The 15511-nt window shown below is 56.8% G+C and carries 11 protein-coding genes; 4 read left to right on the top strand and 7 right to left on the bottom strand.

Features of this window, described 5'->3' with window-relative positions; genetic code table 11:
* A complete protein-coding gene (locus ACOTZP_RS15615) occupies nt 1–903 on the top strand; it encodes a LysR family transcriptional regulator (RefSeq protein ID WP_271074842.1) in 903 nt (300 codons plus the stop codon).
* On the opposite strand, the gene ACOTZP_RS15610 is transcribed toward ACOTZP_RS15615, so the two are convergent.
* The 3 genes from ACOTZP_RS15610 to ACOTZP_RS15600 all read right to left on the bottom strand — a co-directional run bounded on the left by ACOTZP_RS15610 (nt 875) and on the right by ACOTZP_RS15600 (nt 4527).
* Nucleotides 875–1663 carry a substrate-binding domain-containing protein gene (locus ACOTZP_RS15610; RefSeq protein ID WP_271074843.1) on the bottom strand — a complete coding sequence of 263 codons (789 nt, stop codon included), beginning with the start codon at nt 1661–1663 and terminating at the stop codon, nt 875–877. The genes ACOTZP_RS15615 and ACOTZP_RS15610 overlap by 29 nt on opposite strands.
* Before the next feature lie 6 nt (nt 1664–1669).
* Nucleotides 1670–2971 carry an MFS transporter gene (locus tag ACOTZP_RS15605; RefSeq protein WP_023300503.1) on the bottom strand — a complete coding sequence of 434 codons (1302 nt, stop codon included), beginning with the start codon at nt 2969–2971 and terminating at the stop codon, nt 1670–1672.
* Between the two features lie 260 nt (nt 2972–3231).
* A complete protein-coding gene (locus ACOTZP_RS15600; protein WP_271074844.1) occupies nt 3232–4527 on the bottom strand; it encodes a serine hydrolase domain-containing protein in 1296 nt (431 codons plus the stop codon).
* 95 nt (nt 4528–4622) lie between these two features.
* Between ACOTZP_RS15600 and ACOTZP_RS15595 the strand changes: the two genes are divergently transcribed.
* Nucleotides 4623–5528, top strand: a complete 906-nt coding sequence (locus ACOTZP_RS15595; protein ID WP_171936408.1) for a LysR family transcriptional regulator — start codon at nt 4623–4625, stop codon at nt 5526–5528.
* On the opposite strand, the gene fumA is transcribed toward ACOTZP_RS15595, so the two are convergent.
* Complete coding sequence (gene fumA, locus ACOTZP_RS15590) at nt 5517–7166, bottom strand: class I fumarate hydratase FumA (RefSeq protein WP_271074845.1); 1650 nt, start codon at nt 7164–7166, stop codon at nt 5517–5519. The two genes, ACOTZP_RS15595 and fumA, sit on opposite strands and share 12 nt — an antisense overlap.
* A 52-nt stretch (nt 7167–7218) precedes the next feature.
* Nucleotides 7219–8727: an anion permease gene (locus tag ACOTZP_RS15585; protein ID WP_072201094.1), complete on the bottom strand. Its 1509-nt coding sequence runs from the start codon at nt 8725–8727 to the stop codon at nt 7219–7221.
* Nucleotides 8728–9335: 608 nt separating this feature from the next.
* Here ACOTZP_RS15585 and ACOTZP_RS15580 point away from each other — a divergent pair.
* Both ACOTZP_RS15580 and ACOTZP_RS15575 read left to right on the top strand, forming a co-directional pair.
* Nucleotides 9336–12116 (top strand): flavocytochrome c, encoded by a 2781-nt coding sequence (locus ACOTZP_RS15580; protein ID WP_063199201.1) that lies wholly within the window; start codon nt 9336–9338, stop codon nt 12114–12116.
* A gap of 58 nt (nt 12117–12174) precedes the next feature.
* Nucleotides 12175–13137, top strand: coding sequence for an FAD:protein FMN transferase (locus ACOTZP_RS15575; RefSeq protein WP_038416330.1), 963 nt, complete (start codon nt 12175–12177; stop codon nt 13135–13137).
* On the opposite strand, the gene dcuR is transcribed toward ACOTZP_RS15575, so the two are convergent.
* Both dcuR and ACOTZP_RS15565 read right to left on the bottom strand, forming a co-directional pair.
* On the bottom strand, nt 13118–13837 hold the full coding sequence (gene dcuR, locus ACOTZP_RS15570) for a two-component system response regulator DcuR (protein WP_022648568.1): 720 nt from the start codon (nt 13835–13837) through the stop codon (nt 13118–13120). The genes ACOTZP_RS15575 and dcuR overlap by 20 nt on opposite strands.
* Entirely contained in the window at nt 13834–15450 is a 1617-nt protein-coding gene (locus ACOTZP_RS15565) for a sensor histidine kinase (protein ID WP_045308599.1), read from the bottom strand. Before ACOTZP_RS15565 ends, dcuR begins: the two co-directional genes overlap by 4 nt.
* Nucleotides 15451–15511: the final 61 nt, after the last annotated feature.

The following is a 15511-nucleotide window of genomic DNA, read 5'->3' as shown; positions in this document are numbered from 1 at the left end:
ATGCCCGTCAATTTTGACCTCAACGATCTCTACGCCTTCCGCGCTTTACTGGAATACGGCAATTTCCGTCTTGCGGCGGAGTCTATCTGCCTTTCCCAGTCGGCGTTGAGTCGCAGAATTGAAAAGCTGGAGACGGCACTGGGGACAAAACTGTTCGTCAGAACCACCCGGCGCGTCACGCTGACCCTGTATGGACAGACCTTTGCCGACCGGTGCGGGCAACTGCTTGTCGACGTGGAGTCCATGCTTTCGGATATCGATAAGGCCAGCGAGGAGCGCACGGGATTAATCACCGTGGCGACGGTGCCGTCTGCCGCCTGTTACTTTATGCCGGATGTGATCCGCTGCTTTCAGTCCCGTTACCCCCGCGTGCGCATTAAACTTATCGACAGCAGCGCCGGAAATGTTATCGAGGCCGTCACCCGCGGACAGGCGGATTTTGGTATCTGCTTTGCCCGGAGTTTACAGCCCGACATCGAGTTTGTCCCGCTGGTGGAGGACGTCTACGTGGCCGCCTGCCGACGAGACAGCCCGCTTGCAAAAAGAAAAAGCCTGACGTGGCAGGCTTTTTATCAGCAGGATTATATCGGTCTGGATAAGACCTCCGGCAACCGCAATCTTCTCGACCAGCGGGTCGGACATATTCGGCCTGAGCGCCCCAGCATCTGCGAAACGCGGCACGTGACGACTATGCTCGGGATGGTTGAAGCCGGGATCGGCATTGCGGCCGTTCCCGCCATGTCAATGCCCCGCGCAGAGCATTCGCTGCTGACGTCGGTGCCTTTAACCGAGCCAGAGGTCAGGCGAACCGTGGGGCTGATTCGCCGCCGCGGGCGGATCCAGTCCTACATTGCTGCCGAACTCGAAACGCTGATCACCGAGCAGTATCGCGAGGTGCACTGACGGGCGTTAAGCCCATTGCCGTAATGACGCTGGCCGCCTGTGGCGAGGAGAGAAAGGCCAGCAGCGCTTTTCCCTGCTCAGGATGGTCGGCCTTCTGCGTTACGGCTCCGGCGAAACGGGTAATGTACTGTATGTCGTCAGGCAACTTACCCACAAACGTCACGCCCGGGACCGGCAGAAGCTCGCTCACCTGCTGAAAGCCGAGATCGTATTTCCCTTTTGCCACTTCAGACGCCACCGGGATGCGCTCAACCCGGTGCGCTTTATTTTGGACCTGGCCGTCGATGCCCAGCTTACGGAACAACTGGCTCTCAACATACCGGCCGCTGGCGCTGTCGGAATAAGCCATGGAATGCGCCTTCAGCAGCGTTTGCCGCAGGGCGGGTACCGTACTGATATCCGGCACCGGCGCGCCCGCTTTGACGACCATCCCGACGGGCGAATCCGCCAGCTCCACGCGGGAGCCCGCCGCCGTCCTGCGATCCTGTTCCAGTTTCGCCAGCGCATCGCCCACCATAATCAACACGTCCGCTTTTTCGCCCCGGGCGAGCCGGGCCGGAATGGCCTGCGTTGTTTTGCCCATCGACGGGCCGGAGACCACAATGAGCCTGTCGCCGCTTTGCGCTTCGTACTGCGGCGTCAGCTTCTCCAGCGCCGCTTTGAAGCCGCCAGAAATCATCACCGTCACCTCCTGCGCAAGCGCGCCCGCGCTGAGGGTGGTGAAGGTCAGGGCGGCAATCACCGTTCTGAATGTAAGCATGAGGGATCACTCCTTAACGGCAGTTTGCAGAATTAACGTGCGACGACGATAGAGATAAAGCGTTGCCAGCAGGGCGCAAACGGCGGCAAAGCTCATCCAGTAGCCCGGGGAGGCTTTATCGCCGGTGTACTCAATTAAGGCGGTAGAAATCACCGGCGTAAAACCGCCAAAGACCGCCGTTGCCAGGCTATAAGCCAGCGAGAAGCCCGCCACGCGCACCTCTGCTGGCATGATCTCCGTCAGGGCCGGGATCATCGCGCCGTTATACAGGCCGTAGAGGAAAGAGAGCCACAGCAGCACGGTCAGCATCATGGAGAAACTCGGGGCTGCCGCCAGCATCGTCAGTGCCGGATAGCTGGTCGCCAGCGCCAGCAGCGTCATGGCGATCAGCACCGGTTTGCGTCCGAAGCGGTCCGACAGCGCACCGCCAATCGGTAGCCAAATGAAGTTAGAAATGGCTACCAGCAGCGTGACCAAAAGACTGTCCGAGGCGCTGAGCATCAGGACTTTTTTACCGAAGGTCGGTGCGTAAACGGTGATCAGGTAAAACGCGGTGGTGGTCATCGCCACCATCAGCATGCCCGCGATGACTACTGGCCAGTTGGCGAGCAGCGTTGTGAAGACCTGACGCATCGCCAGATGGTGGCGACGGGCGCTGAATTCCTCGGTCTCCTCCAGCTTGCGGCGCAGGAAAAAGATGAACGGCACAATCAGACAGCCAAACAGGAACGGAATACGCCACCCCCATTCGCGAATGGCACTCTCTTCCAGCACCATATTCAGCGCAAAGCCCATCGCCGCCGCGATCATAATGGCGACCTGCTGGCTACCCGACTGCCAGCTGGTGTAGAAACCCTTGCGGCCCGGCGTGGCGATCTCCGCCAGATAAACCGAAACCCCGCCCAGCTCGGCGCCTGCCGAAAAGCCCTGCAACAGGCGGCCGGTCAGCACCAGCAGCGGCGCCCACAGGCCAATGCTCTGATAAGAAGGGATCAGCACAATCAGAAAGGTTCCGGCGGCCATAATCGACAGGGTGACGATCAGTCCTTTACGGCGACCCACTTTATCAATGTAAGCCCCCAGCACAATGGCCCCGATCGGACGCATCAGAAAGCCCGCGCCAAAGACGGCGAAGGTCATCATCAGCGACGCAAATTCACTGCTTGCCGGGAAGAACGTGTGGGCGATGTAGGTGGCATAAAAGCCGAACAGAAAGAAGTCGAATTGCTCAAGAAAGTTGCCCGACGTGACGCGGAAAATCGCGCCCGCTTTCGAACGAACCGTTGCAGGTGAGGTTGAGGAAACCATGATTATCTCCAGTTTTATAGTGACGATATGCTCGTCTGTTTCTGAAAACTGGATCAGGAAGTGGAAATTGATAAGCGCAAATCGCGCATGGACTGATGCGTGTGGTGCATTAATGACAAAGCGTTGACCAGTATTTACATATTCAACAATAACTTAACATTTCGGTGATCTTTTATTTACCACATTTCGCTAAGTTGCTGATATATCAGTTTTGTGACACCGCGCAGGTGAGAAGCCAGGCGGGGCCTGGCTTGGGATTATCAGCGCAGCGCGTTCGCAATCGCGCTAAACATCAGCGACGCTTCCAGCGGCTGGGCGCTGAATGACGGTTCTGCCTGCGGCCAGGTGGACCACTGGACGATAACCAGATTTTCTTTCTGATTAACCACGATCATCTGACCAAAAATACCCAGCGCCCACAGGGAATCCTTCAGCGAATTTTCGACTTTCGGCTCCACGTTTGTGGCGGTGGCCGGCACTTCGTTGTTCCACCACTGGTAGCCGTACAACCCCTTCGGATGCGCCTCGGACACCGATCCTTTGGCCTGTGTCCAGGCTGAGGACTGCTTCACCCAGCCCTCGGGGAGGATCTGCTTTCCGTCCGGCAGTGTACCGTTATGCAGTATAAACTCCCCGAAACGCCCCCAGTCTTCCAGCGTGGCGTTAAATCCATGCGCACCCACGTCGTGCTGGCCTTTGCTGTAGGCATGCCACACGCCGTCGCTCGCCATACCGTACGGCTGCCAGATGCTTTTCTCCAGATACGCCGCGAGCGTCATGCCGGTGGCGCGCTCAAGCACATCGCCTAACAGCCAGGCGCCACCCGAGGAATAGGACCAGTTTTCACCCGCCGGGTGTTCACGGTGTAATCCTTTCACCAGGGTGCGCACGCAGTCGTAGGTGCCCGGTTTCGCTTCGCATTCGGTAAGCCGGGCGAAGTCTGACTGCGGGTTAGTGTAATCTTCGTTCCACGCCACGCCCGAGGTGTGGGTGATGAGCTGTTTTAGCGTTACGCCCTCCCAGGCGGTGCCTTTTAAATCCGGTTCGTACAGGGTGATGAGGTCGTCCAGGGAGTGGATTTTATCCTCTTTTATCGCAACGCCCACCAGCGCGGAAACCACCGATTTGCCCACGGAACGCGACGTCCAGAGCGTTGAGTTGGTATTGCCTTCTCCCAGGTATTTATAGGCCACTTTGCCATTTTTCAGCACCAGCATGCCGCTGACGTTCTGGCGTTTCAGGTAATCCTGAAGATTGTAAATCTTACCCTTCACCTGATAGCGGGCATCGGTGAGCGGTTTTTCTGCGGGCAGCAGCGGCGTTGCGTTGCCGTGGCGGAACACATCGCCCGCGTAGTTGCGGTAGTCATTGCGAAAGCCCACCACGCGATCGGCCTGGCTCCAGGTGAGCATGGTATGTGCGTCCGGGAGTCTGGCATCGAAAGGCGCCGGACAGGTCGTGAGGTCGGTACCGTTGCAGGCCGCCATGACGGCGGGCGAGAGCAGGCTACTGACAACCAGCGCCGCGAGCAGCGTGCGGTTTGTTTTGATTTTCATATTTATCTCGTTTGGCTCAGGAAGGACTTCAGTTTAAGAACCTGCGGCCTATAATAGAAAACGCGTTATGGGGGAAAATCCCCCGGAAAAATCGCGTGGAGAATGACGTGGCATCCCTGATCTATTCCTTTGCCCAACTTGAGGCGTTCACCGCCGTCGCTGAGCACGGCAGCCTGATGAAGGCGGCCAGTAAACTCGGCAAAGATCGTACAACCTTGCGGGATCTGATCGATTTTCTTGAGGATGGGCTGGGCTACGCTCTGTTCCTGCGGGAGGGGCGCAGCCTGCGCCTGACGCCGGAGGGGGAGCAGCTTCAGCGGCAGGCGCACCTGCTGATGCGGCAGGTCAAAGCATTTGAGGCGTTTGCCCGATCGGTGCCGGACAGCGCCACGCAGGACATTGCCCTCGTTTACGATCCGTTCACCCCCAGAGCTTTTTTACAGGCGCTGATTGCCACACTGGCGGCGAAAAAGATCCGCCTGAGCCTGACCAGCGCATCGCGCGATGAGGCGGAAGCCATGCTGGCGGACGGTCAGGCCGATCTGGGGATCTGCCAGGCGCGCAACCGCAGCGTGGGCAATGAGATGGAGTGGCGGGCGCTAGGGGCGATCGAAATGGATTTTTACGCCGCAACGGCGCTTTTTGCGGAGGTTGCGTCGCCGGTGTCGCTGCTCGATCTCTCTCTGGTTCCGCAGGTGATTATGCATGCCGCGTCAGACGAGCCGGTTGCCCGTCGCCTGCAAATTTCAGGGCACACGCTTTTCACTAACGAACTGGAGATGCTGCGCGGCCTGCTGGAGAAAGGGTGCGGCTGGGGATTTTTGCCGACGCATCTTCAGGCGGCGCGATGGCAAAACGTAAAAAGGCTGCACACCGAAGTGGGCAGCCAGGGGATCGGTCAAACGATGGTGACGATCTGGAAACCGGGCAGCGACAAGCGCGGGTTAATTAATGAAACGCTGTCGCTGCTGCCGTCATTGTGGAAAGACTCAGCGCTGTGAACAGCCTTTGCACTGCTTGTTCTGGATCTGCTGGAAGAAATCGTTGCCTTTGTCATCCACCAGGATAAACGCCGGGAAGTTCTCCACTTCAATTTTCCAGATCGCTTCCATTCCCAGTTCCGGATACGCCACGCACTCCAGACTCTTGATGCTGTTTTGCGCCAGCACCGCCGCCGGGCCGCCAATGCTGCCGAGGTAGAAGCCGCCGTGCTTATGGCAGGCGTCCGTCACCTGCTGGCTGCGGTTACCTTTCGCCAGCATGATCATGCTCGCGCCGTGGGATTGCAGTAAGTCCACATAGGAGTCCATACGTCCCGCAGTGGTCGGGCCGAGTGAGCCAGACGCGTAACCTTCTGGCGTTTTGGCCGGGCCTGCATAGTAAATCGGGTGATCTTTGACGTACTGCGGCAGTTCTTCCCCGTTGTCGAGCAGCTCTTTCAGCTTCGCATGGGCGATGTCGCGCGCCACAATAATGGTGCCATTCAGCGACAGGCGGGTGGAGACCGGGTGCGCGGAAAGCTGCGCCAGAATATCGGGCATCGGCTTGTTCAGATCAATGCTTACTACGTCGCCTTCCCCCTGCTGGCGCAGGGATTCAGGAATATACTGGCCCGGATTGTGCTCCAGCTTCTCAATCCAGATCCCCTCGCGGTTAATCTTCGCCTTGATGTTGCGGTCGGCGGAGCACGAAACACCCATGCCGATCGGGCAGGAGGCACCGTGGCGCGGCAGACGGATCACGCGAATATCGTGGGCGAAGTATTTCCCGCCAAACTGCGCGCCAAGGCCGAGGTTTTGCGCTTCCTGAAGCAGTTCCTGCTCGAGCTGGACGTCGCGGAACGCCTGGCCGTGCGCGTTGCCTTCGGTTGGCAGGCCATCATAGTAGCGCGCAGAGGCGAGCTTGACGGTTTTCAGCGTGGCTTCCGCTGAGGTGCCGCCGATAACGAAGGCGATATGGTAAGGCGGGCAGGCCGCGGTGCCGAGGGTCCGCATCTTCTCAACCAGATAATTTTTCAGCTTCGCCGGGGTGATCAGCGCTTTGGTTTCCTGATACAGATAAGTTTTGTTGGCGGAACCGCCGCCTTTCGCCATGCAGAGGAATTTGTACTCGTCACCATCCACGCTGTAGAGGTCGATCTGCGCGGGCAGGTTGGTGCCAGTATTCACCTCTTTATACATATCCAGCGCCGCATTCTGCGAGTAGCGCAGGTTGTCTTCAATATAGGTGTTATACACGCCCTGGCTCAGCGCTGCTTCGTCACCGCCGCCGGTCCAGACGCGTTGGCCTTTCTTACCCATAATAATCGCGGTGCCGGTATCCTGGCAGGTCGGCAGCACGCCTTTCGCCGCAATCTCGGAATTGCGCAGGAATTGCAGGGCGACGTACTTATCGTTCTCGCTGGCTTCCGGGTCGCTCAGAATAGCCGCAACCTGCTTCTGGTGAGAGGTGCGCAGCATAAACGCCGCGTCGTGGAAGGCCTGCTGGGCCAGCAGGGTCAACGCCTCTGGCTCGACTTTCAGCACTTCCTGACCGTCGAACTCGGCAACGGAAACGTGCTCTTTGGTCAGCAGATAATATTCGGTGTCGTCATGCGCGAGTGGGAAGGGGTTCTGGTAGATAAAAGGTTTGTTTGACATAGCTTGCTCCACAAAAATTTAACCGCCGGAGGAAATGTCCGGCGGTCAGAAATCAGAACATCATGGACATCCACGGGTAACCAATCAGCAGCAGAGCTGCCAGGAAAATGGCACCGAAGATGGTGCCGAGGCGCCAGTAGTCTTTGGTTGGCAGGTAGCCGCTACCGTAGTAAATCGGGCTTGGGCCAGTACCGTACGGGGTAATGATCCCCATCACGCCCAGCGAGGTCACCATCAGCAGAACGAACACTTCCATATTCATGCCCGGAATAGTGGAGGCAATCGTCAGCATCGCTGGCAGTAGCGCGGTAGTGTGCGCGGTGGTGCTGGCAAACAGGTAGTGCAGCAGGTAGAACGCCAGCAGCAGGACGATGGTGGCCACACCCGGAGAGATACCGCTCATCAGCATGCCGCCTTCTTTACCCAGCCAGCTGATAAAGCCGGTGGAGGAGAGACCATCCGCCAGCGCCACCAGGGTGGCGAACCAGACGAAGGTATTCCACGCGGCTTTGTTGCCGGTGATGTCGTTCCACTCCAGCACGCCGGTCCACAGCATCAGGCCAACGATCAGCAGGGCAGCCATGGCCGGTTCAATCCACGCCGCGGCGAAGATCCACATCAGCAGCGCGCAGCACACGAACACCAGCAGCAGGATCTCATTGCGCGACAGTTTGCCCAGTTTTTCCAGTTCGCGGGTCGCCCACAGTGGTACTTCATTGTTTACCTTCACTTCTGGCGGGTAGAACCAGTAGGCCAGCAGCGGCATGGTCAGGATCAGCAGGATACCCAGCGGCAGGAAGGCGAGGAACCAGGTCCCCCAGGAGATATCAATTCCAACGGTGCTTTTCACCAGCGCCAGTGCCAGCAGGTTAGGTGCCAGAGCGGAAAGGAACATCGAGCTGGTGATACAAGCCGCGGTGATTGCCACCCACATCAGATAGGAACCGATTTTGCGCGCGCTTGGGTCGTTGGGTTTTGAACCGTACAACGGCGGCAGGTTAGCGATAATCGGGTAGATGGTCCCACCGCTGCGCGCGGTGTTGGACGGGGTGAACGGGGCCAGCAGCAGGTCCGCGAAGGTAATGGCGTAACCGAGCGTCAGGCTGCGACGGCCCAGGTACTTCACCAGAATCAGCGCCAGACGGCGGCCGAAGCGGGTTTTGTCGTAGCCTGCGGCGAACATAAAGGCACCGAAGATCAGCCAGACGGTGGAGTTACCAAACCCGCTCACCGCCCATTTAAAGGAGGCGCCCGCCAGCTTGAATTTCGGGTCAGCCAGCTGTTCCGGGCTAAAGAGCACCCACTGGCTGCACAGCGCAATCGCCACGACGCCGGTGAGGCCGATTACGGCGCCCGGCAGCGGTTCGAAAATCAACCCGACGATGACGCCGACAAAGATAGCGAAGTAGTGCCACGCATATGGCGGCAGCCCTTCCGGAACGGGGACAAACAACAGCAGGACGGCGACAATGACGGGCAGGGCCATCATCAGCAGGCGTTTTGCTGTTCCATTTGATGCCAGATTCGCCGCAGGAGGCGTTACAGCAGTTTTTGTTTTCATAGTTTCACGTCTTAAGTTGTCAAAAATTCGTCGTACAGCGAAAACACAAATTCGATTGCTTTATTCGTTTTGCTTTTTTTAGTTATTTAAGGTGCGTTTTTGTGTTTTCAGTAATAGCGATTTAACGCATTTTTGTTTGCGCTAAATAAAAAATGATGATGTTTTTATATTGCGCCTTTGGATGCCATTACTATTGATCGCGATCAAAAAAACAGAATTGAGGACGTAATTTTATACTTTTTATAATAACCACTCTGAGTAGTGTGGTTATTCGCTATTTTTAAGCATTTTATTTATCAATTTTATAACATTATTAGTTTGGACTGTATTTTACGTTTTGATTTTAAAGGGTTTTTGGTGTGTATGGTGTATTGGCCTTACCATTGTTGATTTAACTTTTTTTAAATTAATGTGAACGTATAAAACATTCGCGCTAACACCAATGTGTTATTAATGTTATCGCAGGGATTAAATAGTTTATTAACTAACGTAATGACTTTAGAAACTAAAAAAAGCTTTATATTAATGTCATGACATCGGCAAAAACACGAAATAAAAAATCCATACCGATAACGAATTCTTAATTTTTAAAGTTTGGAGTTTCTATTATGAGCACTAACGAACGTATTTTAAGCCCCTTCACATTACCGAATGGTACTGAACTGAAAAACCGTTTGTTAATGGCCCCGATGACAACCTGTACGGGGTATTACGATGGCACCGTGACCAGCGAGCTGGTGGAGTACTACCGCGCCCGCGCTGGCAGCATCGGCACCATTATCGTTGAATGCTGTTTTGTTGACGATCTCGGCCTTGCGTTCCCGGGCGCAATTGGTATTGATAACGACGAAAAAATCGCCGGACTGGCAAAAATCGCTGACGCCATTAAGTCCAAAGGTTCCAAAGCCCTTCTGCAAATTTACCACGGCGGCCGTATGGTCGACCCAAAACTGATCGGCGGCCGCACGCCGGTTGGCCCAAGCGCGGTTGCCGCGCCGCGTGACGGTGCCGCGACGCCGGTTGCTCTGACTTCAGAAGAAGTGGAAGGCATGATCGGCAAGTTCGGCGAAGCCGTACGCCGCGCAATTCAGGCCGGCTTCGATGGCGTCGAAATCCACGGGGCGAATACCTATCTGATCCAGCAGTTCTACTCCCCGAACTCTAATCAGCGCGACGACGAGTGGGGTGGCAGCCGCGATAACCGTGCGAAATTCCCGCTGGCGGTGCTGGACATTACCCATAAGATGGTGCGCCAGTACGCGGACGACGCGTTTATCATTGGCTACCGTTTCTCACCGGAAGAGCTGGAAGTCCCCGGCATTCGCTTCGAAGACACCCTGTATCTGCTGGAAAAACTGGCCGCTCGTGGGGTGGATTATCTGCACTTCTCCCTTGGCGCCGCCCTGCGTCCTTCTATCGTCGATACTCAGGACCCGACGCCACTTATCGAAAAATACTGCGCCATGCGCTCTGACACGCTGGCGCAGGTACCGGTGATGGGCGTTGGCGGCGTGGTGAATGCCACGGATGTGAATGAAGCGCTGGATCACGGTTACGACCTGATTGCCGTTGGCCGCGCCACCATCGCCTATCCGGACTGGACCGATCGCATCGCGGCGGGCGAAAGCCTGGAGCTGTTTATGGACAGTACCCGACGCGAAGAACTGAGCATCCCGGAACCGCTGTGGCGCTTCTCGCTGGTGGAAGCGATGATCCGCGACATGAGCATGGGCGAATCTAAATTCAAACCGGGCACCTTTATTGAAAAAGTGCAGGACGATGCTAACGAACTGGTGATTAACGTCAGCCTCGAAACCGACCGCATCGCCGATATCGAACTGGCCTCCGGCCCGAGTGAAGACGTCGAGTTTGTCACCAGCTTCGAAGAGATCCGCACCCGAATTCTGGATGCCAACACTCCGCACGTGGATGCTATCACCGGCGCGACCAGCCAGAGCGAGGCGGTGAAAAAAGCGGTCTCGAAGGCGATGCTGAAATCCAGCAAAGCGCTGGCGGCAGAAGAGGGCGCTGACCCGAATGAGACTAAAAGCGTGGACGTGGTGGTGGTCGGCAGCGGCGGCGCCGGTCTGGCGGCGGCGATTCAGGCGCACGACGAAGGCGCGAGCGTGCTGATCGTTGAGAAAATGCCGACTATTGGCGGGAACACCATTAAAGCCTCTGCCGGGATGAACGCGGCGGAGACCCGCTTCCAGCGCGTGAAGGGCATTCAGGACAGCAAAGAGCTGTTCTACCAGGAAAGCCTGAAAGGCGGTGGCAATAAGAACAACCCTGAACTGCTGCGTCGCTTTGTCGAGAACGCGCCGCAGGCCATCGAATGGCTGGCAACGCGCGGCATTATGCTCAACGACATCACCACCACCGGCGGGATGAGCATCGACCGTACGCACCGTCCGAAAGATGGTTCCGCGGTGGGCGGATATCTGATTAGCGGCCTGGTGCGCAATGTCAACAAACGCAACATCGAGGTGATGCTGGATACCTCCGTGAGCGACATCATCTTCGAAAACGGCGAAGTGACCGGCGTGCGTCTGACCACCGAAGAGAACGAAACCCTCACCGTGGCAACTAAAAGCGTAATTGTCGCGACGGGCGGCTTCAGCGCCAACAGCCAGATGGTGGTGAAATACCGTCCGGACCTGGAAGGGTTCGTGACGACTAACCACAAAGGCGCAACCGGCGGCGGTATCGCGCTGCTGGAGCGTATTGGCGCAGGCACCGTCGATATGGGCGAAATCCAGATCCACCCAACCGTTGAGCAGAAAACGTCGTACCTGATTTCCGAATCCATCCGCGGCGGCGGGGCGATTCTGGTAAACCAGCAGGGCAACCGCTTCTATAACGAAATGTCGACCCGCGACAAAGTCTCGGCGCAAATCATCGCGCTGCCGGAGAAATACGCTTACATCGTCTTTGACGAGCATGTTCGCGCCAAAAACAAAGCCGCGGATGAGTACATCGCGAAAGGGTTTGTCACCAGCGCCAGCTCGCCAAAAGCCCTGGCGGAAGCGCTGGGGATGGATCACCACCAGTTCCTGGCAACGCTGGAACGCTACAACGGCTTTGTGGAAAAACAGCATGACGATGATTTTGGCCGCACCACCGCGCTGCGTGCGCCTATCAACGAAGGGCCGTTCTATGCCATTCAGATTGCGCCGGGCGTGCACCACACCATGGGCGGTGTGACCATCAATACAGAAACCTGCGTGCTGGACAGCAACCACAACGTATTGCCGGGAGCGTTTGCTGCGGGTGAGGTTGTCGGGGGTATCCACGGCGGTAACCGCATCGGTGGTAATGCGGTGGCAGATATCATTATTTTTGGTACGCTTGCCGGACATCAGGCGGCTATGCGTTCGAAAACACGGTAAGGCTCCTGTTTCCCCGGCGGCGCGGTGCTTGCCGGGGCTACATCTGAGGACTTATGCAATGCCTGATAGCCATCGCGTTTACAGCTACAACGCCGTTCTGATGGGCTCGCCCATCCTCCTGAAACTCTTCTCCCATGACGAAGCCCTCGCGTCCCGCGTGTTTCGCCTGATCAAACAGTACGAAGATCTCCTCACCGTCAACCGTGCGGATTCGCAGGTGATGGATGTCAACCATGCTGCCGGTCAGCATCCGGTTGTCGTCAGTCGCCCGGTGTTTGACCTGATCCGCTGCGCGAAAGCGGCCAGCCTGCCTACAGACAGTGCGTTCAACCTGGCGATAGGTCCGCTGGTCAAACGCTGGAAAATTGGCTTTAAGGGGGACGCTGTACCGCCCGCGGACGAGATCGCCGCCTTGCTGAGTATCACGGATCCTGCGAACGTGGTACTGGATGACGCCAACAGCAGCGTGTTTCTTACACGCCAGGGAATGGAGATCGATCTGGGGGCTATCGCCAAAGGTTATATCGCCGACAGGGTGCGGGATTACTTGCATAAAGAGGGCGCCGAACTCGGGTTGATCAACCTTGGCGGCAACGTCCAGACGTTAGGCTCGCCGGAGGGTGGCTGGCGCGTCGGGCTGAAAAAACCGTTCGCCGGTGATGCGCTGATTGGCGCCATAACGGTAGAAAACCGGTCGGTTGTGACGTCAGGCACCTATGAGCGCTACTTCGAGCAGAACGGCAAACGTTATCATCACATACTTGACCCGCGTACCGGCTACCCGCTGGATAACGAACTGGACAGCGTGACGATTATTTCGCAAGACTCCCTCGACGGCGATATCTGGACCACGCTGATCTACGGCATGGGCGTGGAGCAGGGCTGCGCCGCGCTGCGTTCGCGCCCCGATATTGAAGCCATTTTTGTCACCAAAACAAAAGAAGTGGTGATCTCCTCGATGCACCACTTCCGTTTTACCCTTCTGGACGACAGCTACCGAATTACTGGCAGTACTGTTTGAGCAGGCCGACCTGTTCCGGCTGCAAACGGTAGCGATATACCGGTCGACCGGTGGCGCCGTAGTGAATGCTGGTGAACAGGATATTGATTTGCGCCAGCCAGATCAGGTATTTGCGGCAGGACACGCGGGAAATGTTGACCGCATTCGCCAGATCGTCGGTGGAAAATTCTATCTCCGGATGGCTGTCGATCCACTGGCAAATGGTGCGCAGCGTCTGCGGCGTTAAGCCTTTCGGTAATTTTTTGCTGTCGGCCAGCTCCGGCGCGCCGCCGTGGATCAGCCTGTCGACGTCGGCCTGTTCATAATACTGATGCGAGCCCATCAGACTGCGCTTTGCCTTCCAGCCGTTCAGCGCCTCTTCAAAACGCGGGAACTGGAACGGTTTAATCAGGTAATCCACCACGCCATAGTGTATCGACGTCTGGATCGTTGCGGCGTCGGATGCTGACGAAATCATGATAACGTCAATCGGGCGGCCCGATGCCCGGATGATGGGCAATAGATCCAGCCCGTTATCCTGCTGCATATAGACATCCAGCAGCACCAGATCGATCGGCTGGCCTGGGTTTGCGATCAATGCTTCGGCCTGGTTGAGCGTGGAAGCGACGCCGCAGCAGTTAAAACCCTCAACGCGGTTAACATACAGACGGTTGAGGTCGGCTACCATGGCGTCATCATCGACAATTAATACATTTATCACGCGATATTCCTCTCGCTATCCCAGGGGATCTGAACAAAAAATTGGGTAAATACGCCAGGCTCCGACTCGACGGTAATATCTCCGCCCAGGTTCTGGATCTGCTGACGTGCAAGGAACAACCCAACGCCACGGTTTTCACCTTTTGTTGAGTAGCCCTTTGTAAAAATAGCCTCCAGCCGCTCGGGATCAATGCCGGGACCGTCATCGCTGACCTCACCGCTCAGCCAGCCGTTCTGATAATGCAGCAGCAGGCCGATCTCGCCTTCCGGCTGACCTTCCATCGCATCCAGGGCATTTTCGATTAAATTGCCCAGCACGGTGATCAGAACCGCAACCTGCTCTTCATTGCTGGTGTCAGGAAGCTGACTCTCCTCGGCCAGCGTCAGGGTCACTCCCGCCTCTTTGGCGCGGTTGATTTTACCCAGCAGGAAACCCGCAATGACCGGCGATTTAACCTTGCGCTGTATCGCGCCGATATCCGTCTGATAATTCTGTGCGGTCTGGATGATGTACTCTTCCAGCTTATCGTAGCGCTTCATGTGCAGCAGGCCGAGGATCACGTGTAGCTTGTTCATAAACTCATGCGTATGTGAGCGCAGGGCATCAACATAGTTGACCATACCATCGATACGCTGCATTAACTGGCTGATTTCGGTCTTATCGCGGAAGGTGCTGATTGCCCCGATGACCTGATTCTGGCTTTTCACGGGGACCATGTTGCACAGCAGTAGCCGTCCGTTACAGCCGATCTCTTGATCCTGACGAGCAATGCCGGTTTTGGCCACTTCCCGCAGGCTGGCCAGCAGTGGTTCGCCGCTGCTCTCGGAGTGCTCACCCGAGCTCAGGAGCAAAATTTCTCTGGCGGTGTGGTTAATCATCGTCACGCGCCCGTGCATATCTACGGCCATCACGCCTTCGCGCAGGGACTGCAACATGGCCTGGCGCTGCTCAAAGAGGGCGGAGATCTCGTAAGGCTCCAGCCCGAAGAGAATACGTTTCAGAACCCGGACCAGACCCCATATCGCCACTGAGCTCATCAGAACGCTGAATAGGATAGTCCACACGGCATTGAGCCGACCGCGGGCAATCTGATCTTCAACTTTATTCAGCGAAATACCCACCACGACCACGCCGATCTGGTCGTGCCGATCGTCATAAACGGGCGTAAAAACGCGCAGTGCTTCCGCGAGCGCGCCGCGGTTCACGGAGACATTCTCTTTCCCTTCGAGGGCGGGCGTCAGATCGTCGCCAATAAAATGCAAACCTAACAGCGCTTCGTTTGGATGGGAATAGCGGATCCCACGCAGGTCGGTAACCACGGTAAACAGCAGGTCGTTGCGCTTCGTCACCGCCTGGGCAATCGGCTGGATGATGCCGGCCTGCGGCGATTCCATCAGGCCACGCTTGATCTCCGGGCTGTCGGCCAGCGTTCGGGCGATACCCAGCGCGGTATCTTTCACGTCATCGCGCGTGGCACGGGTGATCTGCACAGAGTACAGCGCGAAGACCACCAGCAGCACAGAACCGATAATGGCGCACACCATCAGCGTAACCAGCGTATTCAGCTTCATAGGGCGCTTGCGCGTCGGGGGGAAGGGCTGCAAATCGCTCATTAACACTCCGCGATGAAAAAGAAAGGGCTAATTATCGCTGATGACGGGCATTTCATAAAGC

Source organism: Enterobacter cloacae complex sp. SYL001, from assembly GCF_049237025.1.
Lineage (GTDB): Bacteria > Pseudomonadota > Gammaproteobacteria > Enterobacterales > Enterobacteriaceae > Enterobacter > Enterobacter intestinihominis.
The sequence above is the reverse complement of the archived record's forward strand: the minus strand, read 5'-3'. Positions and strand labels throughout refer to the sequence as shown.